Source organism: Steroidobacter agaridevorans (assembly GCF_009932555.1).
GTDB lineage: Bacteria > Pseudomonadota > Gammaproteobacteria > Steroidobacterales > Steroidobacteraceae > Steroidobacter > Steroidobacter agaridevorans.
On record NZ_BLJO01000010.1, the window covers coordinates 1 to 21,886 of the forward strand.

Here is a 21,886-nt window from a genome sequence, read left to right on the forward strand (position 1 = left end):
TCGAACGCAAAGCCCGCCAACAGTGAAGACGCTCGCGAGTTTCCCGAGACCCCCGCGGCAGCCGCCGCCGAGCCACCGACGCTCTTATCCGAAAAACCGTTCGCACAACGGCAGCCGCCACCAAGCCACCAACCGTCCTCTCCGAAGACCTCACAGGTCCACGCTAAACGAAGCCACCGGCTTGAACATCGCATCCTCCTCCACCGCATGCGCAATCCGAGAACGGGGCGGCGAGACGCGCTCGCCCAAGCGGGACGACGCGTCCCAGCAGATGATCAGCACCACCAGCGACAACCACGCCCAAGCCTTTTCGCGACGCTGACGATCGCGGGCCAGCGACTTGAAGCTGGGGGCGCGGTCTTGCATCCAGTGGCGCGGCTGTTCGGACGCAGGCGGCTGCGGTAACGAGCCGGCGCGGATGCGGGGGTTGGTGGGAATCGGGCGGTCGATCATGGCGGTTCTCCAACGCCGGTCAAACTCGGCGTTGGGCTATTACCGCTGCAAAGCCCGGATGCATGATCGCTGTCAGAAGGCGCGGCGCGGGCAGATTGTGATTAATTATGGCCAGGGGGCCTCGGGGCGGGCGCGGCGGTACACTGTGCGCCATGAAGAAAGTCATTGCCATCGTCGAAGACGAACCCGCGATCCGCGACAACTACGCCGCTGCCTTTCAGCGGAATGGTTATTCGGTGCGCACCTATGGCACTCGCAAGGAAGCCATCGAGGCATTCCGCGCTCGCCTGCCGGACCTGGCGGTCATTGACGTTGGCCTGAAAGAAGAGCCCGAAGGTGGCTTCGAGTTATGTCGCGAGTTGCGCTCGATGTCGGCCGAGTTGCCAATCATCTTTCTCACCGCCCGTGACAGCGAGCTCGATGCCGTTTCCGGTCTCCGTCTCGGCGCCGACGATTATCTGACCAAGGATCTCTCGCTCACTCACCTGATCGCGCGCGTGACCGCCCTGTTCCGTCGCATCGAAGCGCTCACACAGCCGTCGAATCGCGATCAAGTGATTTCGCGGGGCTCGCTGATGATCGACGCCGCGCGCTTGCATGCGACCTGGAACGACCAGCCGCTCGGCCTGACCCTGACCGAGTTCTGGATCGTGCACGCGTTGTCGAAGAATCCTGGCCACGTGAAGAACCGGCAGCAGCTGATGGATGCCGCGAACGTCGTGCTCGACGACAACACCATCACCTCGCACATCAAACGCATCCGTCGCAAGTTCCAGGCCATCGATGCCACGTTCGATAACATCGAAACCATGTACGGCATGGGTTATCGCTGGAAGGAAGCTTAGCGGCAGGCTCACCCAGCAGCGCTGATCCCGGGATGTCGCTTCGTACCAAGCTACTGCTGCTCAGTCTGCTGACGCTGATCCTGCCGTGGGCCGGCTGGAAATATGCGCAGCAGATGGAGAACACGCTGCGCAGTGGCCAGGAAGCGGCGCTGATCACCACGGCCGATGTGCTTGGCCGCGTCGTCGCGAGCGAGCCGGAGCTGCTTTATCGCACCGGCGAGCTGCGCGACACCTTCGATCCGAAGCGCGGCGATTTGTTTGCTCCGCTGCTGCTGACCCAACCGCTGATCGACGGCTTCGCCGACGAATGGCCGGAGCCGACGCGCCCCGTGCCGGGCTTCGGCGACGCTCAGCCGAATGCGCCGCTGCTTCGACTCGGCGTACATGGCCGCTCGCTGCACGTCTACGCCGAAATCAAAACAACGCGCCGGGCGTACGAAACGCCGAGCGGCAATGAAACCGTGCCGGAAAGCGGCTCCGATCGTCTGATCATTCTCACTCGCGACGAGTTCAGTCGCGAGCGCGCGTGGTCCATCAGTGCATTGGCGCCCGGCCCCATCATCGTGCGGCCGAGTGACATCGGCTCTCCGTGGCGTCCCCACTCCGATGACATGCCGTACATCACCGGCGTGTGGCGTGAGACGGCGACGGGATATGCCATCGAGCTGCGCGGACCGCAGAATTTGTTTGGTACTCAGCTGGCCGTGTACGCGCTCGATAAGAACAACGCCACGATCGCCGGCACCCGCGGCCTCGCCTGGGTTCACGCCGGATCGGAAGCCTTGAAGCAGCGTCTGGAACAGTACGCCCCCGACGGCGTTCGCGTGTCGGTCGTCGATGTGAACGGCTGGCTGCTCGCACGTGCGGGCGAGGTCACCGTGAACGCAACGTCGACGTATCCGGGACTGCAGGCCAACGAGTACGGCTTCATGCGCTCGGTGTATCGCGGCTTGTTTCCAAGCAGCTCGGTCAAACCTCAAGCCTATGGGTTGCCCTATGGAATGTGGGGCGCGCCGGTCGACGAAGCTCGTCAAGGAACGAACGCGGCGATCTGGTTCGATCAGGCCAGTGGCGAGCCTTCCTTGGTTCGCGCCGCCGTGCCGGTGCGCTACGGCGATGAGTTGTTAGGCGCGCTGGTCGTCGAGCAGCCGGGCGAGCAACTCGTGCTGGTCCGCGAGCTGGCGCTCACGCGTCTGCTGAATCTCACATTGGTCGCGACACTGTTCTCAGTGACCGTGATGTTGGTATTCGCCGCACGCCTCTCGCATCGCATTCGCCGGCTGAGCCGGGCCGCGAGAACTGCGTTGACGGCCGAAGGACGCATCGAGCACAGCATTCCGGGCACGGAGGCGAGAGACGAGCTCGGTGCACTCGCTCGCAGCTACGACACGCTGCTCGGCCGGGTGAAGGAATACACGATTTATCTGCAAACCCTCGGCACCAAGCTCTCGCATGAGCTGCGCACGCCGTTGACCATCGTCAGTTCATCGCTGGACAACCTGGTCTCCGAGGAAACATTGGCGCCGAACGCGCAAAGCTATGTGGACCGCGCCCGCAGCGGCACGAACCGCATGCACGCGATTCTCACCGCGTTGAGCGAGGCGACGCGCGTCGAGCAGAGCATCGAGCACACCGACCGGGTGCGCTTCGATCTGAGCGAGTTGGTGCGGAACATGGGGCAGGCATATCGCCAGACCTTCGCGCAGCATCGCATTGAGACTCAGGTCCCCGGCGAGTCATGCACGATCGACGGCTCGCCCGACCTGATCGCGCAGCTGCTCGACAAGCTGATGGACAACGCCAGCGACTTCACGCCTGTCGGCAAACAGATCACTTTGGCGCTCGAGATCGGGCCGCGCGAGTACCGCCTCAGCGTCAGCAACGAGGGCCCGCCGCTGCCGCCGCAGCTGAACGACCGCCTGTTCGAATCGCTGGTGAGCAGCCGCGGCAGCGCCGATGGCAAACCCCATCTCGGGCTCGGCCTCTACATCGTGCGCTTGATTGCCGACTTCCACGGCAGTCGCGTCTCCGCAACGAACCTTCCTGACGACACTGGCGTCAGTATCACCCTGGAGATTCCAAGGACTTAGCGGAAGCCGCGCCACTTCGAGCGATTCCAATGGTGCGTAGCGTCGAGAATCCTTACAGCGCACCCTGCTGCCTCGCCAAAATAGTAGTTGCGCAAGCGCGACGATTAGGACTAAGTTCCTGTTTCAGAATGCACCGCAAGCCAAACGGCACGTGGTTTGCTTTGATAGGTCCAACGGCGCCTCTTCCGGGGGCGACGCAGTGGCAGAGAAGCGGGGATGGCACCGCGAGGGGAGTGGGATCGAATCACAAGCGACAAGGATGCGCAGCCTTCCGTCCTGGTAATAACCAGGCGAGGCGGGAGCTAGAAGGGTTGAGCGACAACAGCGACGTTTCCAGATTTAGCCGGCGCCACCAAATAACTCGAAGATTCGTCGACTCGGAAACGAAAAGCCCCGCGAATGCGGGGCTTTTTTTTGCTTCAAGTTAATAACGCCGGTTACTTCTGTTTCCAGTTGCCGTCCTTGTCCTGATAGAACCAGCCGGCCGCCGCCTTGCTGGCCCAGCGCTCGGCGAAGGTGGTGCGAATATCCATTTCCCATTCGGGATGACCGTTCGCGGTCGCGATCTCGCGATACAGATTGGCGCGATCGGCATTCTCGTCGGCGACCAGCTTGCGCGTGGAATTGCGCTCCGGCAGCGGCACCAGATTCTGATCGCGGATTTCCACCAGGCCATCGCGAGTCAGCCCGACCGCGCCGGAGTCGTAGTACTTCTTGAGGCGCGTATGGCGCTCCTCCATCGATTGAGTCAGCTGCCGGATCGCCGGTGTCGAGACGTTCAGGTCCGCCTGCGCAGCCTCTGCAGCCGGCACCAGCAGGTTCAACACGGAGTGCGCAGCCGCCAGCAGCAGGTCGCCTGACTGCGCAGGCAGCGACGAGCGCTTATCGTCCTTCTTGGCCGGCTGGCCATCGGCGCCCCACACGTCGTCGATGATCTTGTCCGCCGCTTTCTCGGCCGCGGCCGCTGGAAAATAAACATTGATGGTGACGCAGGCGGCAACCAGCAGGCACGAGGCCAGGCACAACAACGCGGCGAATTTGTAAGAGGCGGAACGCATTAAAAGCTCCTTGAGACTCGAGCGCGATTACAGTCGGCCGCTCGCGAACCGTCAATCAGAGTTATCGAAGCGACAGTCATTGTAGAACGGGACCTTCGGACTGGGTCGCGGCCAGCAATTGTTCCACCAGGCGTGGCCAGTCCACACGACGCGAGCTGCCGATGACATCGATGCGCGGCATGCCCTGCCCTTTCACCAGGTAGTAATTGCCATTGGCCGCCGGCGCGGCGCCGTCCATGACACAGACTTCGTTATGCAACCGACATGAAATGCCCAGCCGATCGTAGTTGAAGTCGTCGAAGAAGCGCAGGAAGCCGCTCGACAGGGCCGCGGTCACGCCAGCACCGCCGCCGCCAATACTGCCGATGTTCTCGACCGCGCGCTGGCTGATGCGATGACGCGAGCGATCGTCGGGCGGCGTATAGAGCCGCGCGTCGAAGGCGACCGGCGTCCAGTTGAACAACTCCAGACCATTGATGGCGCCCGACAGCCGACCGGTGATGCGTCCGAAGGAGAACGCACTGGTCATCGGCTCGAGATCCAGGTTGTTGAGCGCGATGCTCGAGTAGAAGCGCGGCCACTGACCGAAGGGCTGCTCCAGCCGCAAATCGCTGATCGTGACTTCGCCGTTGAACACCTGCGCGCGCAGCGTCGTGCCGAGCGTGACGATGCCTTCACGCATGCGCAGTTTCGAAATGGCGCCGCCGATCCGCCCACCGAACTCGGGCCAGCCGAATGCCTTGCACAGCTTCTGCACGCTGACCGGCTGCAACGTCGCATCGACCAGGAACGCGACCCCAGGCAAGCCGGCATTGCGGACACGGAATGTTTCGAGATCGATCGAGCCGTCGAGCAAAGGAATTCGCGCCGGTTGCGTGAGACGAAACTGCCGGCCCTGGGTCGAGAAGTTGAGTTCGCTTGCACCCAGATCCAGACCGAGCAACGCCCCGCCCTGCCATTTCAATTGCGATGGCGCGACCTGCATCGTGCGGCTGGGGGGCGCATCGTCTTCGTCAGAGTCGTCGCCGGTCGCATCTGCAAGCCAGTGCCAGTCGCCGCTCAAAGTCGATAGATTCAGATTGCCGGCGCCGTCATCGAAGGTGACATCGTTGAAGCGCAGATCGATCCGCCGCGGCTCGCCGTCGGCCATCGACAACTTGCCGCCGATGCTGCCGGCGGTCTGCAGGGACTTGAAGTTCGTATCGATCAGCAGCGGCTGCAAGTAGCTCTCATACGCGCCAGGGAATGTCAGCGAGCTCAGCTCGACGTCGACGTCGCGCAGCGGCTGCTCCAGATCCAGCTGCAATCGCCCGCGTCCGGACACTTGCGCGACGTCCGCATGATCGAGCGTGAAACGATCCAACGTCAGCGACTTGCCATCGGTCAGCTTGCCCTGCGCTCTTAGCGACATCGCATGCGCCGACAGATCGACGAAGATGGGCTGTGCGAACGCCTGCCCCTGCGACGATTTGACCGCGACATCGAACGTCCACTGCTGCGCCGAGCCGCGCACGCTCGCATCTACATGCAACGACAACTTGTCGCTGGCCAGGCTGCCTTCCTCATTGTTCGCGGTCAGTTCCAGCAGCGCGCCGGTGACTTTCGCTTCACCGAGATTTGTTTGCTTGCCGCGCGCAACGATGTCGAGATCGGCCAGCCCGGTGGCGGTCAGTTCAGGCACCGGAGCTTTGAGATCGGCGGCCAGCTTCATCAAGCGATCGATGGGCACTCGCTGCAGACGGACTTTCGCATTCCAGCCTGCATCGCGGAGCGTTCCCTGCAAGGCGATGCGTCCGTCGCCGACGCGCAAGCCTTGCAGCGCTACGTCGAGCGAGCCATCGGCGCGTCCATAGCTCAACCTCGCATCGAGCGATTGCTTGCCCAGAGCCGGCCAGTCCGCGAGCACACGCGCCTTGGCGCAAGCAATGACATCGCCGCTCACATCCAGCGACGGACATTCGATACGAACATCGGTGAGTGTTTGCGAGAGCGCGGGCACGTTCAGCTTGCCCACTCGTGCGCGCACCAGCGCATTCTTCTCAGGCAATCCCAGGTCGACGGCCACATCGCTCGCGCTCCAGCCGTCGCCGTCGACGCGCTCGATATGTAACGTCACGTCGTCCACAGCGCGCACGGCTGTTGCGAGCACGACTCCACCGAGCACCGCGGCTATCGCAGCGAGTTTGCGAGCACGAATCCGTGCCGGTCGCTGCGATTGTTGTAAGCCGGAGACGCTCGTCATCGACGGAATCATGACGAGGCGGCTCGGGCTCGCCAAGCACGGCTCGGGCCGAAATCCTGCACAGACAAATTGACAACGTTGTCACGGCTATGGAATTCTGTCCGGCCAGAACAGCGATTCAACGGGGGCGGACAATGATCGAGGCATGCGCGCGCGCCGAACTTCGCGGCGCCATTGTGGCAGCACTGCTCGTGAGCACTCTTTATGGGTGCGCGAAGAAGGAAGAAACGACGGGCGAGACTCAGCCCAGTCGCATCACCACCGCCTCCAATGTGCATCCGGAAATCTGGCCGCAAGTTTCGCTGCCCGCATTGGATGACACCGCGATCGAACCGCGCCTGAACGAGTTGCTGAGCTCGCTGAGCGTGGAAGAAAAGGTCGGCCAGATCATTCAAGCCGACGTTGGCAGCGTCACGGCCGAGGACGTGCGCAAGTATCGGCTCGGCTCGGTATTGAATGGCGGCAACTCCGCACCGGGTGGCGACGATCTCGCACCAGCGAAGGTATGGCTCGCCGCGGCGGACGCGTTCTATGAAGCGTCGATGGATACGCGCGATGGCAGGCATGCCATTCCGATCATGTGGGGCGTCGATGCGGTCCATGGCCACAACAACATCATTGGCGCCACGTTGTTCCCTCACAATGTCGCGCTGGGCGCCACTCGCAACGCCGACTTGATGCGCAAGATCGGCGCGATCACGGCCACCGAGCTGCGTGTCACCGGCCAGGAGTGGACGTTCGCACCGACCATTGCCGTCGCTCAGGATGTGCGCTGGGGGCGGGCTTACGAGTCGTACTCGGAAAATCCCACGCTGGTTCGTGAGTACGCGCATGCCATCGTGCTCGGTCTGCAAGGCGATCCGGGCAAGCCGGATTTCCTGCGCGGCAATCACGTCATCGCGACCGCCAAACATTTCCTCGCCGATGGTGGAACGTTCGAAGGCCGCGATCAGGGCGACGCCCGCATCACCGAAGAACAGCTGCGTGACTTGCACGGCCCCGGCTATGTCGCCGCGATCGGCGCCGGCGTGCAAGTCGTGATGGCGTCTTTCTCCAGCTGGCAAGGCAAGAAGATCACCGGTCACCACGGCCTGCTGACCGACGTGCTCAAGGATCGCATGGGCTTCGACGGCTTCATCGTCGGCGACTGGAACGCGCACGGCCAGGTCGAAGGCTGCACGAACGTGAGCTGCCCCGCCGCCGTCAATGCGGGCCTCGATATGTTCATGGCGCCCGATAGCTGGAAGGGCCTCTACGACAACACGCTTGCGCAAGTCCGCTCCGGCGAGATTCCGATGGCGCGCCTCGACGATGCCGTCCGCCGCATTCTGCGCGTGAAGCTGCGCGCCGGGCTGTTCGAAGCAGGCAAGCCGTCGAGCCGCCCGCCGGGCGGCAAGTTCGAATTGCTGGGCGCGCCCGAACATCGCGCGGTGGCGAGACAAGCCGTGCGCGAATCGCTGGTGCTGCTGAAGAACACCAACAAGATATTGCCGCTCAAGCCCAACATGAAAGTGCTGGTCGCCGGCGACGGCGCGGACAACCTGCCGAAACAGAACGGCGGCTGGACGCTGACCTGGCAGGGCACCGGCATCACCAACAAACATTTCCCCAAGGCCGAGTCCATCTTCGCCGGCATCCGTTCGGCGGTGACCGCGGGCGGCGGATCGGCAGCACTGAGCGTGGATGGCAAGTACACACGCAAGCCGGATGTCGCCATCGTCGTGTTCGGCGAAGATCCCTACGCCGAATTCCAGGGCGACATCGCGACGCTGCAGTACAAGCCGGGCGATACCAAAGATCTCGAGCTGCTGAAGAAACTGCGCGCCGATCAGATTCCCGTGGTCGCGGTTTTCCTGTCGGGCCGCCCGATGTGGATGAACGCCTATTTGAACGCGTCGGATGCGTTCGTCGCGGCCTGGCTGCCGGGCTCTGAGGGTGGCGGCATCGCGGACGTGATGTTCACGAAGAAGGACGGCTCCGTGAACTACGACTTTAAAGGCAAGCTGCCGTTTGCGTGGCCGCGTTCGCCGCAGAAGTTCAACAGCGAAGGCGCACCGGAAGCACCGCTGTTCGATTACGGCTACGGCCTGACCTATCAGGACACCGCCGACGTTCCGGCGCTGTCCGAAGAAATCCCGGCCACGCCCGCGGGCCAGACATCGACGCACAACTACTTCGCCGCTGGCCGCCCGTCGGCAGGCTGGCAGCTCGCGGTCGGCAACGGCGCTGGCGCCCGCACGATCCTCGCCACGGCGAGCGGCAACTCACAAGACGATACGCTCACCGTCGCCGCCCTCGATCACTCTGCCCAGGAAGACGCCCGGCTGGTGAAGTGGTCAGGCCACGGCCCGGCCACGCTTGCCCTGCAAGGCGAGACGCCGATCGACCTGCAGCGCGAGGCCAATGGCCAGCTGTCAGTGGCTTTCGAGTACCGCGTCGACACGCCGCCGACCGGCAAAGTCACGCTTGGCATTGAATGCGGACCGGGTTGTCGTGGAGACTTGCCCATCGATGCGCAGCTGCGACAGGCGCCGGCAGGGGAGTGGCGCCAGCTGAAAATGCCGTTGCACTGTTTCCAGGGCAAGGGCGCCGACCTGCGCAATGTCACCGCGCCGTTCCTGCTGACCAGCGCCGGCAAGCTCGAGCTCGGCATTGCCAATGTGCGGCTGGAGTCGGGCTTGAACGATACGGCCGGTTGCGAGTGATTTGTTTGCGACCGATTAATTTGTTAGTTAAGTGTCCGCAATGACCAAAGCACCGCCCCGCCGGGCGAAAATCCAAGACGTGGCCGAAGCAGCCGGCGTCGCCATCAAGACCGTTTCGCGGGTATTGAACAACGAGCCCAACGTGCGCGAGGAGACTCGCCAGCGCGTGCTCGCCATTGTCAAGAAACTCAACTACCACCCGAGCCTGTCGGCGCGCAGCCTGGCGGGCCGGCGCTCGTTCCTGATCGGGTTGATCTACGAAAACCCCAGCGCCAACTACATCGTCGACGTGCAACACGGCGCGATGGCCCGCTGCCGTGAAGACCGCTTTCAGCTGCTCATGCATCAGGTCACGGGCAAAGGCGAAGAAATGGAGCGCGATGTGCTGGGCCTCGTCGATCAGACGCATCTCGATGGTTTGATCGTGACCGCGCCATTGAGCGAATCGGTGGATCTCATGCGGGCGCTCGACCGCCGGGCACTGCCTTTCGTGCGAGTGGCGCCGAACGACGCCCCGCATCCGACGCCGTACGTGGACATGGACGACGCCGGCGCGGCGCGCGAGATGACCGAATATTTGATCGGCCTCGGCCATCGCCGCATCGGCTTCATCGTCGGTCATCCGGATCACTTCGCCAGCGGTCAGCGGCTGGTCGGCTACCAGGCGGCGCTCGCGGCGCACGGCATCGAATTCCAGGAACGTTACGTGCGCCAGGGCTATTTCATATTCGAGTCCGGCATGGAAGCCGCCCGAGAATTGCTCACCCAAGCGGACCCGCCGACCGCCATCTTCGCGAGTAACGATGACATGGCCGCCGGCGTGCTGATGGCCGCGCATGAACTGGGCTTCAGTGTTCCTGAACGTCTGTCGGTGGCGGGATTCGACGACACCTACATCGCGAAAACCGTCTGGCCGCGGCTCACGACGGTGCATCAGCCCACGTACGATCTGGCATACACGGCGACCAACCTGCTTCTGCAAATGCTACAAACAGGTGCGGCCCCACAGTCGATGCGATTGGGGTATCGTCTGGTGTGCCGCGCTTCGACGGCCGTCGTTCACAAATGACCGGATGACCCGTACCGCCGCGTCTCCCGCTCGTGCACGAATACTGTTGTTGATGCTTGCGGTGACGCTCGGTGTCTCCGCATGTACCAACTTCTTCTATAACCGGCTGGACACGCTGGCGGCCTGGTACATCCAGGACCTGGTGTCGCTCGACGACACCCAGCGCAGCGATCTGCGCTCGTGGCTGGAGGGCACGCTGCAATGGCATCGCAGCTCGGAACTGGCTCTCTACGCAAAATTTCTGCGCGAACTGGCCGGCACGGCGGCGCATCCTGGCAACGCGTCGACTTACAAAGGCATCGAAGCTCAGGTGGAACAGTTCGGCGGACGCCTCGTCCAGCAGGCCGCACCCGAGGCGGCTCGCCTGCTGATGAGCCTGTCACCGGATCAACTCACCGAGTTCGAAAGCAACCTCACCGAAAAATCCCGTGAGCGCAACGAGAAAGATCTCAAAGCGCTCGCCGATGGCAAGTGGCACGAGAAGCGCGCCAAGGACATCGAGAAACAATTGAAGCGCTGGACCGGCTCGATCACCAAGCAACAGCAGCTGCTGATCGCCACGGAGAGCAAGCAGTTCGACAGCACGACCGCGGATTGGCTCGAAAGCCAGGCGCGCTGGCGCAAAGCCATGTTCGGCGCGCTCAAGGAACGTTTCACCGCAGGCCAGTCGCCGACCGCGGTCGAGGAGCGTATTCTCGCGCTGTTGCGCACGCCCGAAAGTCAGTGGACCCGCGCCTATCAGACCAAGGCCGCGCAGAATCGCGAGCAATCGCTCGTGGTGCTGGGCGCCATCGATGCATCGCTGACGCCGGAGCAACGCAGCCATCTGCAACGCGAGCTGAACCAACTGGCACAACAGCTCGAGGCGATGACACAAAGCTGATTCATCAACAGCGGATCGAACATCTCATAAGGAGCGACCATGAGCCGTGCACTGTGGCTGGCCATCTCCGTCTCGTTGCTGACTGTCGCGGGCTGCAAGAAAGCGCCGCCGCCCGAACAACCGCCCGCCGAGCAAGCCGCACCCGCTGCAACTTCGGCCGCGCCCAGCGCCGAGCTGTCGGCCGAAGACAAGGCGGCGATCTTTGCGTCCATCGACAATATCGAGCGCCTGCCGGGCGATATGGATGAAGATTCGTGGCGCAAGCCGAGCGAAGTGCTGATGTTTCTCCAAGTGCGGCCCGGCATGAAGGTGGTCGATTACCTTGCAGCCGGCGGCTACTACACCGAACTGCTGTCGCGCGTCGTCGGCCCGGATGGCCAGGTGATCGCTTATAACAATCCCGAGTACCTGAAGTTCTCGGGCGAGAAGCCCAAGCAACGCTACGGCAACGATCGCTTGCCCAACGTCGTGCAGCTCACCACGCCGCCCGAAGAGGCGCCGTTCGAGCCGAACTCGCTGGACGCTGCGTTGTTCGTGATGTCGTATCACGATCTGCATTGGAAAGCGAAAGACGGCTCGTGGCCGAACACCGATCCGGCGCAGGCGCTCGCCAAACTCGTTCCGGCGTTGAAGCCGGGCGCGACAGTGGTCGTGTTGGATCACGTCGCGGCGGCGGGGGCGGACCCGGCGGTCAGCGTCGACGCGCTGCATCGCATGGATCCGGCCATCATCAAGCGTGACTTTGAAACAGCGGGGCTGACGTTCGACGCCGAGAGCAAGGCATTCGCGAATGTCGAGGACGATCACACCAAGCCGGTGTTCGATCCGGCGGTCCGTCACAAGACGGATCAAGTGATGTATCGATTCAAGAAACCGAGTTAGTCCTCCGCGCGCTTGAACGCTTGCGCGAGCTCTTGTTGTTTACGCGGCGGCACCGGATCGTAGTGACTTAGCTCCATCGTGTACGCGCCTTCGCCGCCGGTGAGCGATTTGACCCGCGATTGATAGTCGTTGATCTCTGCTAACGGCACCAGCGCACTGATCCGAGTGCGCTGGTTCGCCAGCGACTGACTGCCGCTCACGCGACCGCGGCGGGTTGCGAGATCGCCAGTGATATCTCCAGTGGCCGCACTGGGCGATGTGACTTCGATGCGCACCAGCGGCTCGAGCACGATCGGCGCGGCCTCCTCGACCGCATTCAGAAACGCGCGCCGGCCGGCAGCGATGAAGGCCACTTCCTTCGAATCCACGGGGTGATGTTTGCCGTCGTGAACGATCACGCGGATGTCTTGTAGCGGAAAGCCAGCGACCGCGCCTTCGTTCAAAGCCTGGCGGACGCCCTTCTCGACCGCGGGAATGTATTGCGACGGAATGACGCCGCCGACCACTTCATCCACGAACTCGAATCCCTCGCCGCGCGGCAACGGCTCGACGCGCAAGTACACTTCACCGAATTGCCCGGCGCCGCCCGTTTGTTTCTTGTGACGATGATGACCTTCCGCCGGCCGCGTGATGGTCTCGCGATATGGAATGCTCGGCGACTTGGTCTTGCAGCCGACGCCGTAGCGATCCTTCATGCGATCCAGCAGCACGCGCAGATGCAGATCGCCCATCCCGTACAGCACGGTCTCATTCATGCCGGCCTGATGTTCGATGCGCACGCCCGGATCTTCGGCGACCAGCTTATGCAACGCGTCGGAAAGTCTTTGTTCCTCGCCGCGACGCTCCGGCTCGATGGCGACACCCGCCATCGCCGGCGGCAAGGTGATGGACTTGAGGTGATAGTGGTCTTCGTCGTGCGAGTCGTGGAGCACGGCATCGAAATGCATCTCCTCGACCTTCGGCACCGCGCAGATGTCGCCGGGGATGGCCTGCGGCACCTCGACATGTTCCTTGCCTTGCAGACGATATAAATGCGCGACCTTGAACGGCTTGCGCGCGTCGCCGATGAACAGCTGCCCTCCCGACCGCACCGTGCCTTGATGGACGCGAAAAATGCCGAGCCGGCCGACGAACGGGTCGATGTTCACTTTGAAGACATGCGCGACCACGTGCTGGCTCGGATCGGCGTGCACCTGCACTCGCTCGGCCTGCCCATCCTCGCCGCGCAGAAAGGGCGGCGGATTGCCCTCCAGGGGATTGGGCATGAGGCGCGCGAAGATATTCAGCAATTCTTTGATGCCGACGCCGGTCTCGGCCGACGTGAAGCAGACCGGCACGAGGTGGCCCTCGCGCAAGGCGCGCTCAAAAGGGTCGTGCAGCTGCTCCGGGGACAGCTCTTCGCCCTGTTCCAGATACAGCGCCATCAGGTCTTCGTCGACTTCGACCACCTGGTCGATGATCTCGGTATGCGCGGTCTCGACCGATGAGAAATCCGGCGGCTGGATGGCGTCGGGCCCCGGATCGAAAAAGCAGTCCACCACCGACTTGCCGCCCTGGGCGGGCAGGTTCAGCGGCAGCAGCTCGCGCCCGAACAGCTCCCGCAGCTGCGCCAGCACCGCTTCGGGTTGGGCGTCCTTGGCGTCGATCTTGTTGATGATGACGAGTCGGCACAGCTCGCGGTCGCGGGCAAAGTCCATCATCCGCTGGGTGACCGGCTCGACCCCGTTCACGGCGCTGACCACCACCGCGGCAGTCTCGACCGCCTCCAGAACCGTCAGCGCGCGTCCGGCGAAATCCGGGTAGCCCGGTGTATCGAACAGTTGGACGTGACGGTCCGATACCGGGAAATGCACCAGCGCCGCGTCCAGGGAGTGGCGCAGCTGCCTTTCCTGCGGGTCGAAGTCACAAACGGTGGTGCCGCGCTCCAGGCTGCCGCGGCTGCGGATGACGCCAGCCTCGAGCAGCAGGCTTTCGGTGAGGAGGGTTTTACCCGAACCCGCCTGGCCGACCAGCGCGATGTTGCGAATGTCCGAGGTCGAATGGGCCCCTGAGATTGACATGGGGTATCACCTCCACGACCACGGCATTGTGGCCGTCTTGTGTCGCTTAACTGGAGATCGAGGCTCAGCATACTCCTCAACCGGCCATTAAGAAGCTTCAGCCTATTGGAGCTGTCGCGCCCTACGCTTAACCTACACACCTTGAACTAACTACCCACTCCCCCTGCTTCCCCATGAGCAAGCGCGCCCTGATCGTCGACGACTCGCGTTCCGCGCGCGTCATTTTGAGCCGCATGCTGGAAGGCTATGGACTGGAAGTGGATTCCTCCGAGTCGGCCGAAGCGGCTCTGGAATTCCTGCGCCAGGCCCGTCCGGACGTGATTTTCATGGATCACTTGATGCCCGGCATGGACGGCTTCCAGGCGATCCAGGCCATCAAGGGCAATCCGGACACGGCGACCATTCCGGTCGTCATGTACACCTCGCAGGAAGGCGAGCTGTACGTCAGCCAGGCCCGCGCGCTCGGCGCTGTTGGCGTTTTGCCGAAAACGGTGAAGCACTCCGACGTGTCGCGAGTCCTGTACCAGCTGCGGTTGTTGCCGGAACGTCGCGAGCCGAAACCCGTGGCGGTAGCGGCGGTCGCCCAGCAGGAAGGGTCGGCGGCCGTGCAGGTCGAGCCGGTCCGCCCCAGCGGCGGCGATGTCGAAAGCATGATTCGCAATGCCGTCGCGCCGCTGCTCAAGGAGCAGAGCGCGGAGATGCGGCGCTTCGTGCTGGCCAGCCTGGAGGCGTTCGCCCGCCGCATCGCCCCTGAAGGCAGGCCCGCGACGGTGCCCGCGCAGACTCCAGTTGCCGCCACGCCCGAGCAGCCGCAGCCGACCGACATGCAGACGCAGACTATCGTCGTGCGTCAAAGCCGTTGGCCGCTGGTCGCGGGAGTCGGGGCAATCGCGCTGATTCCGGCGCTGGTGCTGGCGCTGGTCTATTCCAAGGAGCTCGAGACCTCGAAGGCGCTGCGCAGCGCGGTCACGACCCTGCAGTCGACCATCGACGGTCAGCAAGCGCAGCTGACGACGCTGCAAAAGAGCCTCGAGTCCGGCCAATTGGTCGCTGCTCCCGCCAAGCCTGACAATGTGACTTCCGAGACCGTTCCCTATGGCGAGGCCCCGCTGTCCGGCGCCCGGCTGGAACGGCTGCGCGACATGCTGGCTCAGCTGCGCGCGAACGGCTTCAAAGGCAAGGTGAAGATTGCCACCTTCGTCGGCGAGTTCTGCCTCACCGGCAACGGCATCGAAGGCTATTCCATGGCCACCGACGAGCTGCCGGTGAAGCGTTGCGATCTGGTCGGCAATCCGTTCGAAGACAGTCTGCCAAGCGCCCAGCGCCAGTCGCTGGCGTTCGCCAATCTGCTCTCGTCGCTGCGTCCGGATGGCGGGCTGACCGTCGAGGTCGCTCACGAGGGGCGCCGCCCGAGCGTGCCCTATCCCACCTCGGATCAGCTGGTGCGCGTCACCGCGGGCGAGTGGAACCGCATCGCCGCCCAGAACAATCGGGTGGAATTCGCAACTCAACCGGCCGGTTCATGAGTTGTAACCCTCGTCACGGACGCTATTAGAGGGTTGCATGTCGACGTCGACTCCCTGGTTGCTCTATGGAGCCAACGGCTACACGGGCGAATTGATCGCGCGTGAAGCGGTTGCGCGCGGCATGCGGCCCGTGCTGGCCGGGCGCTCCAAACAAAAAATCGCCAAGCTGGCCGCCGAGCTCAATTGCCCCAGCGCCGTGTTCGATCTCGACGATCACACCGCGCTGTGTTCGACGCTCTCGCAGGTTGCGGCGGTCCTGCATTGCGCCGGTCCGTTCTCGCATACCGCGCCGTCGATGATGCAAGCCTGTCTCGCGACGCACGTCCACTATCTGGACATCACCGGCGAGATCGATGTGTTCGAGCTCGCCGCGAGCGTGCATGGCAAAGCGCAACGGTCCGGCATCGTGCTGTGCCCCGGCGTCGGCTTCGACGTCGTGCCGACCGACTGCGTCGCCGCTCGCTTGCGAGAAGCGCTGCCGGACGCGACCCATCTCGCGCTCGGCTTCGATAGCCGCGCCGGCTTGAGCAAAGGCACCGCGAAGACCGCCATCGAATCGGCGAGCAAAGGCTCCTGTGTGCGCATCGATGGCCGATTGGTCACCGAGAAACTGGCGTCCCGCACTCGTCGCATCGACTTCGGCGCCGGCGAGAAGCTCGGTGTCAGCATTCCGTGGGGCGATGTAAGTACTGCGTATTACTCGACCGGCATTCCCAACATCGAGGTCTACACCGCGACCTCGCAAAAATCCGCCAACAGCATGCGGCGCGCCAACCTGTTCCGCCCGCTGCTACGGCAAGGCTGGTTCCGCGAGCTGGCGAAGTTCAGCGCGCAACGGCGCATCACGCCGCCCAACAAGACCGAGCGTGAAAACAATCCCACGCACGTGTGGGGAGAAGCACGAAATGCCGCGGGAGAAGTCAAAACTGCCAGACTGCGCACCGCCAATGGCTACTCGCTGACGGTGCATGCGTCGCTGGGAATTCTGGGCGAAGTGTTGAGCCGCGCTTGCAACCCGGGCTTCACGACGCCAAGCTTGCTGGTTGGCGCTGACTTCGTCAGCAGCCTGCCAGGCTCGTCCACGATCCGCATCGACCCATGATTGACTCCGCTGCCCTGACTGCCACTGACACGCTCGTCGCCAAATTCGCTCCCACCGGCTGGCTCGCCAACGCGCACTTTCAATCCATTGTGCCCAGTCTGAGCCTGCGGCGGCCGTTCGTCGCCGGGCGCGCCCGGGAAATGCTGGCGGTCGCCGACACCCAGATCGTCGATTGCGGCGAGGGCGTGCGCCTGCTCGGTCACTACTCGAGCCAGGCCGCCGCCGGCAGGCCCCCGTCACGCGATCTCGCGATCCTGTTGCACGGCTGGGAAGGCAGCTCCGATTCGGTGTACGTGCTGTCGCTCGGCAGCCATCTGTTCAATCAAGGCTGTGACATCTTCCGGCTCAACTTCCGCGATCACGGCCCGAGCCATCATCTGAACGAAGACATCTTCCATTCGTGCCGGCTCGATGAAGTGGTCGGCGCGGTGCGCAGCATTCAGCGCTCCATGCCTGACAAACGCATTACGATCGCCGGCTTCTCCCTGGGCGGGAATTTCGCGCTGCGCGTCGCGGCCAAGGCGCCGCAGGCCGGTATCGAGCTGGAACGCGCGGCAGCGGTGTGCCCGGTGCTCAGGCCGCATAGCACGATGGAAGTGCTGGAGAGCGGCTGGTTCATCTATCAGCAATATTTCATCAACAAGTGGAAGCGCTCGCTGCGCCGGAAGCAGCAGTGCTTCCCGAAGCGCTACGACTTCAGCCAGATCCTCGCGCAGCGGAGCATTCGCTCCATGACCGAGCTGCTGGTGCGCAACTTCGGCGAATTCTCCGACCTGGACGCGTATCTCAACGGCTACGCGATCACTGGCGACGCACTCGCGCACCTGGAAGTGCCCAGTCACATTCTGATTTCGCTCGACGATCCCATCATCCCGGCGCACGACCTGGAGAACCTGGCGCGCTCGCCGAACCTGCATGTGACCAGCATCCCCAACGGCGGCCACTGCGGCTTCATGGATACCTTCAACGGCGCCAGCTGGGCGGATCGTCAGATCGCGAACATCATGTTCCGCGAGACGGCGGTCGTGGAGAGACGCAACGCTGCCTAAGGCGCGTTGCTTTTGAACTCCCGCAGCACCTTTCGGTAAGCCGTGGTCGCGACCAGCCTCGCACCACGCGCCGCCAGTTGCGCCGCGGCTTCGCGAGAGCTCACATTGAGAATCGCCCATCGCCATGGCCCGCGCCAGAGCTGTGCGCTGGTGTCGGTGAGCAACTCCTGATCGCATAACAAATAATCCGGCACGAGCGCTTCGCTCTTCAATGCCGACAGGTTGGAATACTCCGACAAGATCCAGCCGACGCGATAGGACGAAATCTGTCGCACGTGATGCACGGCCGCGAGGTCCCGCGACACCAGCACGCACTGGCGCACGACCGGTTTGAGCACTTCGCAGATCTTTCTAACGACCACGTCCGCACCGAACACGCGCAGGCTCGCGCGCTTGATCTCGACGAAAGCAGTCACGGCGGGATGGGTGCCGATCAGGCTCACCGCTTGCGCCAGGGTCGGCACGCCGATATCGGTGTACTTCTGCTGAAACCGATCCGGCTCGCTCACCGAAACTTCGGCCAGCTGCGGCCAGGTCATGGCCAATGCACTGCGGTCCAGGCCGGTCATGCGCTTGAGGTTCGCGTCGTTCAGCAGCACGGGCTGTCGATCGGCGCTGAGCTGAACGTCGAAGGCAACGTGGCGTGCCCCAAGGTCCAACGCCGAGCGCAGCGCCGGCAGGGTATTTTCGGGATACTCCTCGGCGTTGCCACGTTGAGCGATCAAATCCGGCAAAGGCGACAACAGTCTGCTGGCACTCATCCGGGCACGCGGCTCCAGTGATTCGGGCGCTATCTTAACCGCAGCATGGGACATGGTAGATGCCGCGGACCCGCATTGACCCGTCAGGCGTTGAGAGTCTGGCTCGAACTGGCTATTTTCCTGGCGCATTCACACAGGTTCCTTCCTCATGACAGGTTCCTTCCTCATGAATGGACGGCTGGCACGATTAGCGCTGACCGGTTTGCTGCTCGCTGGGCTGCAGGCTTGCGGCGGCGGCTCTGGAACTCAACAGCAGCCTGCCGGCCAGGAGCCTCCTCCGACGACGCCCCCGCCCGCCAACGGCAGTTCGGGCCTCGATGCGCGCCCCGCGAATGCTACTTGTATTGCATGGCCTCGACCCGTTGCAGGCAGCGATATTTCCTTGAGTCGATTCACCAGCCTGTCGTTCAACATGCCGGTGGCTCTGCTGCAGGCTCCGAACGACAGCGCACGCTGGTTCGTCGTTCAGCAAGACGGCATCGTCATGCAGTTCAGCGGCACGACTCCGACGAGCTCGAGCACGTTCATCGATATCAGTGACCGGGTGCGCGACGGCGGCGAGATGGGCTTGCTGGGCATGGCGTTCCATCCCAACTATCCGACCGATAATCGCGTCTTCCTGTCATACACGCATGGCGATCCGCTGGTGTCGCGCATCTCGGCGTTCACCAGCAGCGATGGCGGCGCGACACTGAATCCCGCCACCGAATCCATCGTGCTCACCATCAATCAGCCCGACGAGAATCATAACGGCGGCAACATCGCCTTCGGCCCCGATGGCTATTTGTATATCGGCATGGGCGATGGCGGTGGCGGCGGCGATACGCATGGGGACCGCGGCAACGGCCAAAGACTCACGACGATGCTCGGCAAGATGTTACGTATCGACGTGACGAACGTCGCGCAGTACGCCATCCCATCGACCAATCCATACTTCGGCAATGCGCTGTGTCCGGCCGGCGGACGCACCAGCGGCGAATGCCCGGAGATCTATGCCTATGGCTTCCGCAATCCGTGGCGCTGGAGTTTCGATCGCGAGAATGGCGATCTGTGGGTGGGCGACGTCGGCCAGGGCATTTGGGAAGAAGTCGATCAGGTCACACTCGGCGGCAACTACGGTTGGCGTTGCCGCGAAGGCGCGCATGATTACAACACCGACGGCACGCCAGGTTGCACCGGCAGCACGCTGATCGATCCCGCCGCCGAATACAACCATACGCTCGGCAACTCGATCACCGGCGGCTATGTTTATCGTGGCGCGCAGAACAGCAGCCTGCTGGGACGATATCTGTTCGGCGACTTCGACTCCGGCCGCATCTGGGCCTGGCTTGCCGAGAGTGCTGCACAACCGCGCGAGCCGACGGAACTGCTCGATACCGAATTGAATATTTCTTCGTTCGCGCAGGGCAATGACGGCGAGCTGTATGTGGTCGACTACCGGGGCACTTTGCAACGGATCAACTTCGAGTCGGTCGTCGGCGCCAACACTGCGCCTCGACAGTTGAGCGAAACCGGCTGCGTCAGCTCGACCGATCCCAAGCAGCCCGCCTCGGGCCTGATTCCTTACGCAATCAATGCGCCCTTCTGGTCGGATGGCGCGGAGAAGGACCGCTGGATCGCGCTGCCCGAGGGCCAGGGCATCGGCGTGGGCACGGACGGCGATTGGAGCTTCCCGGCCGGCACGGTGCTGATGAAGAACTTCCGCATCGGTACGCAGCTGGTTGAAACGCGCTTGTTCATGCGTCATCCCGACGGTGTGTGGGGCGGCTTCAGCTACGAATGGAATGCCGAGCAAACGCAGGCCACGTTGTTGGAAGGCGGCGCGACGCGCGATCTCGGTGGCGGCCGGAGTTGGAGATTCCCAAGCGAGGGGGAATGTCTCGAGTGTCACACGCAAGCCGCGGGACGCTCGTTGGGATTGGAGACGGCGCAGCTCAATCGCTCGTTCACCTATCCGCAGACCAATCGCTCGGCGAACGAGCTCACGACACTGAACCACATCGGCCTGCTGACGCCAGCGATTGCCGACGCATCGACGCAGCCCTCGCTGCCAGACCCATACGGCACGACCGGAACGCTCAACGACCGCGCTCGGGCTTACCTGCATACGAACTGTTCGCAGTGTCACCGGCCGGGCGGTGTGACCTCGACCAATCTCGACTTTCGATACACGACTTCGTTGACCGCGACCAATGCGTGCAACACCGTGCCTCAGCGCGGCGACCTTGGATTGGGTTCGGACGCGCGCGTGATCGCGCCCGGCAGCTCGGCCAACTCGCTGGTGGTGAATCGCATGAACCGCCGGGATTCATCGGCGATGCCGCCACTGGCATCGCTCACGCCGGATACGGCCGGCGTGTCGCTGATCTCGCAGTGGATCGACAGCCTGTCGAGCTGCCAGTAGGCAGTCAGGCCTCTCCAGGGGGTGAGTCTTCCGGCGAGTTATTTCTCGCCGCGCTTCTCTTCGAAGTGCACGACCGGCGTGCCGCTGGTGACAGCCATATCGCCTTCGATGATGGCGCCCTTGGCGACCGCGATGGAGCGCGCCTTCAGCGAGCCCTTGATGCGAGCCGTCGCGCGCAGCTCCAGCTTCTCGGCAACCGAGACCGAGCCGACGACCTCGCCCGCGATGACCGCATTGCCAGCGCGAAGCTCGCCTTCCCAGCGACTGCCGTCGGACAACGTCAGCGCCCCGTGCACATCGCCGTCGCCGATCACAGTGCCGCCGACCACCAGGTCGCCGGCGCATTCGAGGTCACCCGTGAACCGTGAGCCCGAGCCGACGAACGTCGGGCTGCTGGACACACGATCGGCAAGACGGCGGCGGGGGGTATCGGCCATGAACATCTCCAAACAAGCGAGCGCGGATTATCGACCGTTGGTCGCGCAGTAGTCATGCAGGGTGCAGTCGGTGAATGGCGTCAGTCCGTGACCCAAGTCACCGAAGCGGTCCGAAGCTGACACTTCGTGTCAGCCCGAACGCCTGCCCGACCGTCATACCAGCCTTTATAAGTGACTGATTCCGCGCACCGCCTGTCCACCCTGGAATTTTTACAGGCACTGGCACAGCGGTTGCACTGAGCAGCTGGCATTTATGCGCTGAACCTCCAAGCAAGCTCGGGAGCGAGCCCTTGAGTTCGAATTCACGCCGCCACGCGTTC

At 63.3% G+C, this 21,886-nt stretch carries 16 protein-coding genes; 10 read left to right on the forward strand and 6 right to left on the reverse strand.

The genetic code is table 11. The annotated features are described in order from the left end of the window. Positions 1-150: 150 nt before the first annotated feature. The gene (locus GYH35_RS29995; RefSeq protein WP_161809943.1) at positions 151-453 is read right to left on the reverse strand and encodes a hypothetical protein; all 303 of its coding nucleotides are present in this window, start codon (positions 451-453) and stop codon (positions 151-153) included. Positions 454-605: 152 nt separating this feature from the next. Between GYH35_RS29995 and pdsR the strand changes: the two genes are divergently transcribed. Then, complete coding sequence (gene pdsR / locus GYH35_RS30000) at positions 606-1,298, forward strand: proteobacterial dedicated sortase system response regulator (protein WP_161809944.1); 693 nt, start codon at positions 606-608, stop codon at positions 1,296-1,298. A gap of 32 nt (positions 1,299-1,330) precedes the next feature. Then, positions 1,331-3,388, forward strand: a complete 2,058-nt coding sequence (locus GYH35_RS30005) for an ATP-binding protein (protein ID WP_161830344.1) — start codon at positions 1,331-1,333, stop codon at positions 3,386-3,388. A 437-nt stretch (positions 3,389-3,825) separates the two neighbouring features. Here the strand turns inward: GYH35_RS30005 and GYH35_RS30010 are convergent, their stop codons facing one another. Both GYH35_RS30010 and GYH35_RS30015 read right to left on the reverse strand, forming a co-directional pair. Next, positions 3,826-4,446, reverse strand: coding sequence for a YdbL family protein (locus tag GYH35_RS30010; RefSeq protein WP_161830345.1), 621 nt, complete (start codon positions 4,444-4,446; stop codon positions 3,826-3,828). A gap of 76 nt (positions 4,447-4,522) precedes the next feature. After that, entirely contained in the window at positions 4,523-6,688 is a 2,166-nt protein-coding gene (locus GYH35_RS30015) for a translocation/assembly module TamB domain-containing protein (protein WP_161830346.1), read from the reverse strand. Between the two features lie 134 nt (positions 6,689-6,822). Between GYH35_RS30015 and GYH35_RS30020 the strand changes: the two genes are divergently transcribed. Genes GYH35_RS30020 through GYH35_RS30035 form a run of 4 tightly spaced genes read left to right on the forward strand, consistent with a single transcriptional unit; the run spans position 6,823 to position 12,227 of the window. Then, positions 6,823-9,393 (forward strand): glycoside hydrolase family 3 protein, encoded by a 2,571-nt coding sequence (locus GYH35_RS30020; protein ID WP_235936886.1) that lies wholly within the window; start codon positions 6,823-6,825, stop codon positions 9,391-9,393. Positions 9,394-9,433: 40 nt separating this feature from the next. Then, the gene (locus tag GYH35_RS30025) at positions 9,434-10,462 is read left to right on the forward strand and encodes a LacI family DNA-binding transcriptional regulator (protein ID WP_161809949.1); all 1,029 of its coding nucleotides are present in this window, start codon (positions 9,434-9,436) and stop codon (positions 10,460-10,462) included. 4 nt (positions 10,463-10,466) lie between these two features. After that, a complete protein-coding gene (locus tag GYH35_RS30030; RefSeq protein ID WP_161809950.1) occupies positions 10,467-11,345 on the forward strand; it encodes a DUF6279 family lipoprotein in 879 nt (292 codons plus the stop codon). A gap of 39 nt (positions 11,346-11,384) precedes the next feature. Beyond that, complete coding sequence (locus GYH35_RS30035) at positions 11,385-12,227, forward strand: class I SAM-dependent methyltransferase (protein WP_161809951.1); 843 nt, start codon at positions 11,385-11,387, stop codon at positions 12,225-12,227. Here GYH35_RS30035 and fusA read toward each other — a convergent pair. Next, on the reverse strand, positions 12,224-14,287 hold the full coding sequence (gene fusA / locus GYH35_RS30040) for an elongation factor G (RefSeq protein WP_161809952.1): 2,064 nt from the start codon (positions 14,285-14,287) through the stop codon (positions 12,224-12,226). The two genes, GYH35_RS30035 and fusA, sit on opposite strands and share 4 nt — an antisense overlap. A gap of 173 nt (positions 14,288-14,460) precedes the next feature. On the opposite strand from fusA, the gene GYH35_RS30045 reads away from it, so the two are divergent. Genes GYH35_RS30045 through GYH35_RS30055 form a run of 3 tightly spaced genes read left to right on the forward strand, consistent with a single transcriptional unit; the run spans position 14,461 to position 17,964 of the window. Then, positions 14,461-15,813, forward strand: a complete 1,353-nt coding sequence (locus GYH35_RS30045; RefSeq protein ID WP_161809953.1) for a response regulator — start codon at positions 14,461-14,463, stop codon at positions 15,811-15,813. A 37-nt stretch (positions 15,814-15,850) separates the two neighbouring features. Then, positions 15,851-16,915, forward strand: coding sequence for a saccharopine dehydrogenase family protein (locus GYH35_RS30050; protein WP_161809954.1), 1,065 nt, complete (start codon positions 15,851-15,853; stop codon positions 16,913-16,915). Next, positions 16,912-17,964, forward strand: a complete 1,053-nt coding sequence (locus GYH35_RS30055; RefSeq protein WP_161809955.1) for a YheT family hydrolase — start codon at positions 16,912-16,914, stop codon at positions 17,962-17,964. Before GYH35_RS30050 ends, GYH35_RS30055 begins: the two co-directional genes overlap by 4 nt. Here the strand turns inward: GYH35_RS30055 and GYH35_RS30060 are convergent. After that, positions 17,961-18,725, reverse strand: coding sequence for a glycerophosphodiester phosphodiesterase family protein (locus GYH35_RS30060; protein WP_161809956.1), 765 nt, complete (start codon positions 18,723-18,725; stop codon positions 17,961-17,963). The two genes, GYH35_RS30055 and GYH35_RS30060, sit on opposite strands and share 4 nt — an antisense overlap. 382 nt (positions 18,726-19,107) lie before the next feature. On the opposite strand from GYH35_RS30060, the gene GYH35_RS30065 reads away from it, so the two are divergent. Then, the gene (locus tag GYH35_RS30065) at positions 19,108-21,129 is read left to right on the forward strand and encodes a PQQ-dependent sugar dehydrogenase (protein ID WP_161830348.1); all 2,022 of its coding nucleotides are present in this window, start codon (positions 19,108-19,110) and stop codon (positions 21,127-21,129) included. A gap of 38 nt (positions 21,130-21,167) precedes the next feature. On the opposite strand, the gene GYH35_RS30070 is transcribed toward GYH35_RS30065, so the two are convergent. Beyond that, on the reverse strand, positions 21,168-21,566 hold the full coding sequence (locus GYH35_RS30070; RefSeq protein WP_161809958.1) for a bactofilin family protein: 399 nt from the start codon (positions 21,564-21,566) through the stop codon (positions 21,168-21,170). Positions 21,567-21,886 lie beyond the last annotated feature (320 nt).

Coding starts and splice junctions, on each gene's coding strand:
- GYH35_RS30015 (WP_161830346.1), bottom strand. CDS start 6,688: ATGACGAGCGTCTCCGGCTTACAACAATCGCAGCGACCGGCACGGATT.
- GYH35_RS30020 (WP_235936886.1), top strand. CDS start 6,823: ATGATCGAGGCATGCGCGCGCGCCGAACTTCGCGGCGCCATTGTGGCA.
- GYH35_RS30025 (WP_161809949.1), top strand. CDS start 9,434: ATGACCAAAGCACCGCCCCGCCGGGCGAAAATCCAAGACGTGGCCGAA.
- GYH35_RS30060 (WP_161809956.1), bottom strand. CDS start 18,725: ATGAGTGCCAGCAGACTGTTGTCGCCTTTGCCGGATTTGATCGCTCAA.
- pdsR (WP_161809944.1), top strand. CDS start 606: ATGAAGAAAGTCATTGCCATCGTCGAAGACGAACCCGCGATCCGCGAC.
- GYH35_RS30055 (WP_161809955.1), top strand. CDS start 16,912: ATGATTGACTCCGCTGCCCTGACTGCCACTGACACGCTCGTCGCCAAA.
- GYH35_RS30045 (WP_161809953.1), top strand. CDS start 14,461: ATGAGCAAGCGCGCCCTGATCGTCGACGACTCGCGTTCCGCGCGCGTC.
- GYH35_RS30070 (WP_161809958.1), bottom strand. CDS start 21,566: ATGGCCGATACCCCCCGCCGCCGTCTTGCCGATCGTGTGTCCAGCAGC.
- fusA (WP_161809952.1), bottom strand. CDS start 14,287: ATGTCAATCTCAGGGGCCCATTCGACCTCGGACATTCGCAACATCGCG.
- GYH35_RS30035 (WP_161809951.1), top strand. CDS start 11,385: ATGAGCCGTGCACTGTGGCTGGCCATCTCCGTCTCGTTGCTGACTGTC.
- GYH35_RS30005 (WP_161830344.1), top strand. CDS start 1,331: ATGTCGCTTCGTACCAAGCTACTGCTGCTCAGTCTGCTGACGCTGATC.
- GYH35_RS30010 (WP_161830345.1), bottom strand. CDS start 4,446: ATGCGTTCCGCCTCTTACAAATTCGCCGCGTTGTTGTGCCTGGCCTCG.
- GYH35_RS29995 (WP_161809943.1), bottom strand. CDS start 453: ATGATCGACCGCCCGATTCCCACCAACCCCCGCATCCGCGCCGGCTCG.
- GYH35_RS30030 (WP_161809950.1), top strand. CDS start 10,467: ATGACCCGTACCGCCGCGTCTCCCGCTCGTGCACGAATACTGTTGTTG.
- GYH35_RS30050 (WP_161809954.1), top strand. CDS start 15,851: ATGTCGACGTCGACTCCCTGGTTGCTCTATGGAGCCAACGGCTACACG.